This window comes from Planktothrix sp. FACHB-1355 (assembly GCF_014748295.1).
GTDB lineage: Bacteria > Cyanobacteriota > Cyanobacteriia > Cyanobacteriales > Aerosakkonemataceae > Aerosakkonema > Aerosakkonema funiforme_A.
Map to the genome: position 1 here is coordinate 1 of NZ_JACJUP010000224.1, position 7,459 is coordinate 7,459.

Sequence of the window (7,459 nt, forward strand, 5' to 3'; positions counted from 1 at the left end):
TTCACCCGCTCTACCAGCAGCCCCTAACAAACCGATGAGAATATCTTGTCGTGCAATTTCTCCACCTTTATCGCCCATTCCTTTAGCAATTAAAGGTTCGCCGTTTTTTCCTCGAATGAGGATACTTTCTTTAGGGATTGATTGTTGGCGAATTTCTCCAGCACTATCAGGATAGACAACAGCGACCGCACTTTGATTGACTAGCTTGTTATCGGATGTAACGGAATCAACTTCGGTAATCAGAATAGTTCCTTTTGGTAAGGCTACTCGATTATCGGTAGATAAAACATCTGACTCTAGTTGTACGGCGAAACGTCCTCGATCTGCTTGATTTTCTTCTGACCAAATCATCGGAACTAAAACTTTCGCTTTGGCTGAAGTACCAATTTGAACTTGCATAGGTGACTTAGAAGCAACAGCAATTTCACTGTTGGTTTCGGATCTTGGCGTGCGATTTAAAATGCCCAGTTCGCCCGGTGTTGGTGATTGAGTTGATTCCGAAGTGCATTCCCAACTCGATGAAGAATTATTCGGACATTCTGATGCAGGTGAAGAAGATGCAGTGACAATTTGAAAATCGGAGGGATTATCTGTTTCTTCCTGGGATGGTGATTTTACATCTTCTGTTGAAGCAAGTTGGGGTGTAGTTTCAATTTTTTTGTTTTCTTCTGCTGGATATGAATTTTCTGTTGGTGCAGAAGGAATCAAAGTAGAATCGCCAATGGTAATTGTAGGAATTGATGTTGGTTTAGTCTGCTCTTTTGAGATAGAGTTTGGTTGCGTTAATTGTTGGTTATTTGGTAACGCCGCGACTGAGGTTTCTGGGAGTGTTTCTGTACTCCGAACAGATGCTACTTCTGCATCAGTGGCTTGCTGTCCCACAGTCGCCAGTTGGTTCCACCTCTCAAACGGGTCAACCTCTGGCGTTTTAGCTTCTGGGCTGGGTGCAGCTGCTATGTGCGGTTGTGCTGAGACTGGTATTGTTTCCCGTATGATTTTGGGTGGTGGTGCGGGTTCTTTCACCACGCGATCGCGGTATACAATCTTGGGTGGTGGGGCAGGTTCTTTGACTACCCGATCGCGATATACCACTTGTGGTGGTGGTGCAGGTTCTTTGACTATCCGATCGCGGTATAACACTTGTGGTGGTGGTGCGGGTTCTTTGACTACCCGATCGCGGTATACAATCTTGGGCGGTGGGGCAGGTTCTCTGACCACGCGATCGCGATATACAATCTTCGGTGGTGGGGCGGGTTCTGCGATCGGTTTTGGTGGTGGTGACTGTTGAGGTTTTGCAGGAGATGCAGCCACTTGGGTAGAAGTGGGTGTCGGAGTAGGCGTTGCAGCAGGTGTAGGAGTGGGTGCGGGTACATTTGCTTGCTGCTGGCGACCCATTTGATTTCGGAATGCTAATTCTGCTTTGAGTCTCGCTGCTTCATCGTTCGTAGGCGTTTCAGGTTTCACAGCGGGAGTAGGAGTAGCGGCGATTTTTGGTGCGGGAGACTTGACAGCAAAGAAAATCGACCAAATCAACCATCCCGCAGACAGGATACCACCGACTAGCATCGATGCGATCGCAAATCGCACTAACGGGTTTTCGCTATTTTCACGGGGTTCGGTTGTCTCCGAGTCCCTTTCTAACATATATTCCCGGTCGATTAATTGGACTCGTTCGGGTTGGTAACCTGTCATTTGCGCCATTTCATCAGGCGTAAATTGTTCGTTTTGGGAGGGAGTAGAGGAATTTTGTTCGCCACTCCCTACTTCCAATTGCTTACTGTCTACTTCGTGATTTTTATTGTTATCGTTATCCATGATTTAATCCTCAATTAGGTGTAAATTCGGTAATTTTGGTAATTTCTAAACCAGCTTTTCTGATTTGGTAAAGTTGCTGTTCTAGGGCTGAAGCATCAGCAGCGGGTGGAGAAGGAATATCAACGGCTTTTAATGTAAAAGTGCGATTGAAAGGAATTTCTTCATCTACTCCACCGGGTAAACTTACTAATACCCTTGTCGCCACCATATCTATTTCCCACTCTCCAATTCGGGTTTGTCTAGGTGCAGAGAGGTAAGAGATAATAACTTTGGAACGAACTTGGCCGCTAAATACTCGCGATGGTGTGATATCTGCTAAAGCTTGTAATGCAGCCCCACGAAAACCTTGCGGTCCAGATTCAATCAGAAAGGAAGCAAAATAGGTATTAGTAGTAACCCGTTTACCTTTACCGATATCTCGACCTTTGTCTAATTCTTTCGTACCGGGAATAACGCCATCCCAGTTAAACGTTAAATCAGCCCATTGACGGACAACTTCTTTGACAACTTCTGGTTGACGGTAAAGATAATCTTGTTCGGAAACGACCATTGTTTTTCCGTTTACCATCTGCACGAAAGTGGTTTTACGGGCAGCTAGTTGACTGACTTTGAAACTGACGAATAAGGTAAATAAAAATGTCAGACTGGTAAAAGCAGTCAGTCCCACGAAACACAAAGGCAAAATATCTTTCGATTCTAAGAATATTCTGTTTTGTTTGGGTTTATCCAAAGACTTAAACATTTAACTCACCTCCAGATATTGACAAATAACTAATGACTAATGACCAATGACTAATGACCAATGACTAATGACTAATGACCAATGACCAATGACTAATGACTAATGACCAATGACCAATGACTAATGACTAATGACCAATGACTAATGACTAACCAGCCTTACCAATAACACCAGTAGCTACAGCGACTACCCCATCAAATGCAGCATTAACGAGTGCTGGTACTCTGCTGTTAATACCCGCATAAAGTGCAACTCCACCACCGCCTGCAATTAATAGTGCTAAAGCAGGTGCAAAGATACTGATAAATGCTAAGAAAGCTAAATCCGAAAACGTTTGTGCGCCAGCAGCAACGATGACAGTAGCAGCCAATCCCACGACAATGTTGTATCCTAATTGCACTCCAAATAAGGCAAGAAAACCGCTAGCCCAAGCCCAGATTGGTTTAGCACCAAGGGGTAACAAACTCAATCCCAACGCGATGGGTGCAAAAGTGGCAGTCATAATTAAAGCAGCTTCTAAAATGTTGACAAAAGCCCATTGAAGTGCGTATAAAAAGGTAATCAAAATTAAGGAAATAGTAGCGCTAAAAACAGCACCGGGATTTTGCACGAAATCCGTTAGTTGTGCTACCGCTTGACGGGCTTGTTCTAATGGGCCACCATTCTGCTTTTCAGCTTCTGTTAATATCTGTTCTACAACTGGTTGTTTTTCTTGCAAGCAATCTGTCAGCGGTTTGCCAGATAAACCTTGACATTCTGCATAAACTGTAGATACTTGTGTTTTAACGCTTTGAGTTAAAGTAACATCTGAAATGGCTTGCTTGAAAGTGGTATCGGCTAGTTGGATATTGAGGACGTTAACAACTTCTTGATGGCCGATATTCCTAACTACCATCACGGTTTGTGACAACAGATAGCCATTATTACCTAACATAATAGCAATAAATAAAGGCCAAACCACAGAAGCGGCTAAATCTGATAAAAAGAATCGTTTTTCTTGATAATCAGCAGCCATTTTAACTGCCAATATAATAATACTGAGGGCAGCTAAGATTGTTCCTAAATTGCATAATCCTGCCCACAATGCACCGGATGGATTGATGGCATCACCCCATATTTTATTCCACGATTCGACTGTTTGACGACTCAATTCGATACTTTGGGAAATCAAACTAATTCCGACAGTCGAATCGGCAGCATTGTCTGGTGGTGTTATTTGGGCGAAAGATTGAATAAAAAGTAGGCCAAACATAAGCAATTTAGGACGCAATACAAAAAGAGCGATTGCAGTTGGGGATGTTACTCCCCAACTAAAAATAACTACGGATTGGATGAAATAGTTGAATCTTGTCCCAACACGGCACCTCCGGGCATAGTCAGCAGCCCAGACTGTGCGGTAGCAGCATTACCGGATGATATTGCACTTTGCCGTTCGCGGATATTAGCAGCATTTAATTCTCGTGCTGCTTGTGCGGTTAGCGTTAGCTGCAAAGCTCTATCTTGTCGTGCTTGAGATGCTTCAAGCATTTGAAGATTGGCAATATCAGCGCTATTTTTGAGTTGATTGGAGATATTTTGCAGAATTTGTTGAGAGGTATCGGTATTCTGCGAATCTCGTGCCATTTGTTCTGACTCAGTAGCAGAAGCAGCACTATAATCTATAGTGGCTTTTGATTTATCTTGAGCCGTTTTAGAAAGAGTTTGAGTTTGCGCTACCTGTAATGCACCCACTCGTTCGCTCATTTGTGCTGCATCTTGGCGGATGGCATAAGAATTGGAAACGTTGTTCTCTAACTTAGTAGCAAATGAGGCATCTTCTGGTAGAGAACCTTTCATTATTTGGCTCACAACTTGTCCGATATCTGGGATTTGGACAGCGCCAACAGCATTCTGAACGAGTTGTGTAATTCCGCCAAATAAGTCGCCTTGAACGAAAGAACGAACGTCTTTAATGAAACCTTGGATTTCATTCGATACTTGATGGGCAGATAGAAATGAATCTGCTTCATCTGAAGCGATTTGAGAAATTTGTTGAGTTTCAGGAGTATCCCCAGTGGCTGCACGTACTGGATTTATACTAACACTCAACAACAAACTTGATGTGCCGATAATTGTAATCAATGTTTGACTATGCAAAAATAAGTCTTTCCTCATTAGAAATAACCTCCGATTGTCGATCGTTTTGAGTTTGACCGCCTTGTTCTAGGTGATGCAAACCTTTACCTTCCTTGAGGGCAGGAACGTAAACTTTTGTGAAATGAGCCAATCCCTTGAGTTGGCCTTTAATAGTGTTGGGATATTGCGCCATAATTGCCCGTCGCGCCCTTCTTTCTTCTTGGTTGGTGGCAACAGCAGCTAAGGTCATTTCACCTGGATAAAATCTGGTTTGCCAAAAGCGTCCGCCTTTTTCAATTAGCCAACAGGAATATAAATCGGAACTGCGGGGAAAGAATGATTCGGATGCGTTTTGGCTGATAATTTCAGATGGATATGCCAAATAACGTTGGAAGGAAGTTACGGCATTGGAAGTAATGCAACCAGTTAAGCGATAGGTGATATTCTGCATAATCATCGCCGCTGCACTGGAATTGCAAATTGTATCGGGGTCTTGGCTGCTCAAAATTATGCTGAGTCCATCTTTTCTGGCAGTAGCGCATAATTCTCCGACCATTGCTGCAAAACCATCTCGTTTGAATAAAACGGAAAGTTCGTCTCCTACAAATAAGCTTTTGGGATAGGAAAGTGCTACTCTCAAACAAGCTGCTTTAGCGGCAACTGCCATCGTGTAAGAATCTTGGTCGTTGGTTAGTCCGGTAAGTGCATAGAATTTAACTATTGGTTCGGGAGAAAAGCTGCTGGGTTTACCAATAGCCGCACCTAAAGGGCTGACTAATAATGCTTGAATTTGACTTTGGATTTGGTTGATAGCTTGATGGTCGATCGCTTCCGGTTTCCTGATATCAAGTCTGGCAATCGTACAAAATCTCAAGAAATCTTTTAAAGTTGGTATATCTTGCCATTCGGCAGATTTCCACCCTTTGTTGAATGCCAAATTGTAGCGTTCGATAATATCGGGGTCGCTTATAAAAATATCCAACGCTTGCATTAAAATGGCATCAACTCGTTGTGCTAGGTGTGGGGCGTTGAGTTTGCCCATGACGATGACACCTAAAGCATTGCGGATGAAGGTACGCCAGGACTGCATCCGTTGCGTGCGATCGCTTTGGTTGAAATGCCTTAAATCAGGTGGTTCCATTAGGTTATTGCTGGCGCGGGATAAGTCGAAGTACGCGCCTGCATCGCCCAGCAATTCGATACCAGTTTTGAAGGAACTTTCGCCATCAGCAGCAGGCATATCCATACCGACAACGGGAATGCCTTGACTAAGGGCATCTAACATAATTCGCCATAATAAAACTGATTTACCTGAACCTGTTCTCCCAGTTACTAAGGCGTGTTGGGTTAGGGAAAATAGGTCAACAGATACAGGTTTACCGCCGCGCATGGTGAGAAATTCAACTCCTTTTTTGTCCAGTTCTCTGGGAACTGTCAGGGGTAAAACTCCGGCAACGGTTTCGCTTTCTAAAACCAATCTTCTTTCGGTCAAAATAGAAGAAGAATGCAATATCCTGCGCCAAGTTATCGGAAGTGTTTCCAGCCAAATTTGAGATGCAATATTCCTCTCTCGCACTACTTTTGCCGTACCAAAACTGTTGGATAGTAACTCGCAAGCTAAATCTAAAGTTTCGGTATTCTCGCGATAGACGAGAAATACCACCGCGACGTTGAGGGGAACGGCACCTCTATATAACCTTTTTTGGGCATCGAAACTTTCTTCTTGTTTGATTTCTGCACCAACATCTCGTCCGCTACCTTTTAATAAAGCCCGTTCGCGGGCGGTTTTTGATTGTTTGGCTTGACGGTGTAGGTTATCTTCAGTTAAAAAGCGGTTGGCAGGAGAAATTTCTACCCAAGCTTCGGTATCGCGAACGTGATTTTCGCTTAAAATTTTCCACATCCACGATATTTGTTCTCTGGTGGAATTCCAGGCACTTACGGTATCTACCATCCTGAGAACGCCGCAGACTTTATCTTTGACGTAAATTCTAGACGTACATTGGCGATGTTCGGGACAGGAAGAACGTCCTCGGTTTCCTTCAATTAGTACGGTGGTAGCGTGTTTTTTTGATGTGATGCTTTCAGTAACTTTTAAACCTCTATCTTTATCGGATTTAAGAGTTAATAGTTGAGGGATGGGCGGTGTAGGAGTTTGATTAAATCTACCCCAAAGCCATTGCCAAAGTTCTGTGTCTCGCAGTGGGCTTACTTCTAGTCCTGCTTTGGTATTCCACAACATTTCCCATTGCAAAAAGCCTTCAGTATAAGCTTTCATTAATACTTTGCTTAAAACTTGTTCTTGTCGTTCTGATAAACGTCCCGTTACGCCATCTAAAAAGAAGCGGCAGGTTTTACCCATGTTGTAGATTAATTTGGATAGTGGGTCGGTTTTCCTTTCACCAAATTCATCGGCAGTCCAGGTGCAGAATACCATTTGTTGCCAAATTGAACGAGTTCCTTTGCGCGTAAGTTCCTGCACTTTGGCTTGTTCGTTTTGCATCAAAATAGCAGGTAATATGTTAGGGCAGTTTTCACCTAGAGAATTAAGGTATTGTTGTCTGTCAGTATCATCGGAATAACGACCGAGAAGAAAGCTACATTTTTCCCCAGGTAGCAGGAATTTCATGGCTTCGGCAATTCCACTAGCTGCCTCGCTTACTTCTTCTTTATAGAGTTGGTTGTGAATACCTTTGAGGTGAAAGGCGAAAACGACTTGAAATTTGTTTTCGTCGCTGATATCACCTTTATTGAGGAGGAAAGCACCAATACTGCGGTTATCCTTTT

5 protein-coding genes are annotated in these 7,459 nt (G+C 43.4%); all 5 read right to left on the reverse strand.

What is annotated here, in order from left to right; translation table 11 throughout:
• Nucleotides 1–1,815: hypothetical protein (locus H6S82_RS12005; RefSeq protein WP_191056256.1), on the reverse strand; the 1,815-nt coding region annotated here is incomplete at its 3' end.
• A 10-nt stretch (nt 1,816–1,825) separates the two neighbouring features.
• Complete coding sequence (locus tag H6S82_RS12010; RefSeq protein WP_190463775.1) at nt 1,826–2,557, reverse strand: hypothetical protein; 732 nt, start codon at nt 2,555–2,557, stop codon at nt 1,826–1,828.
• Nucleotides 2,558–2,705: 148 nt separating this feature from the next.
• Nucleotides 2,706–3,809 (reverse strand): hypothetical protein, encoded by a 1,104-nt coding sequence (locus H6S82_RS12015; protein WP_190463776.1) that lies wholly within the window; start codon nt 3,807–3,809, stop codon nt 2,706–2,708.
• A 68-nt stretch (nt 3,810–3,877) separates the two neighbouring features.
• The gene (locus tag H6S82_RS12020; RefSeq protein ID WP_190463777.1) at nt 3,878–4,711 is read right to left on the reverse strand and encodes a hypothetical protein; all 834 of its coding nucleotides are present in this window, start codon (nt 4,709–4,711) and stop codon (nt 3,878–3,880) included.
• Nucleotides 4,686–7,459, reverse strand: a 2,774-nt coding sequence (locus tag H6S82_RS12025; RefSeq protein ID WP_191056257.1) for a hypothetical protein, incomplete at its 5' end; no start/stop codon positions are given. The genes H6S82_RS12020 and H6S82_RS12025, both read right to left, overlap by 26 nt.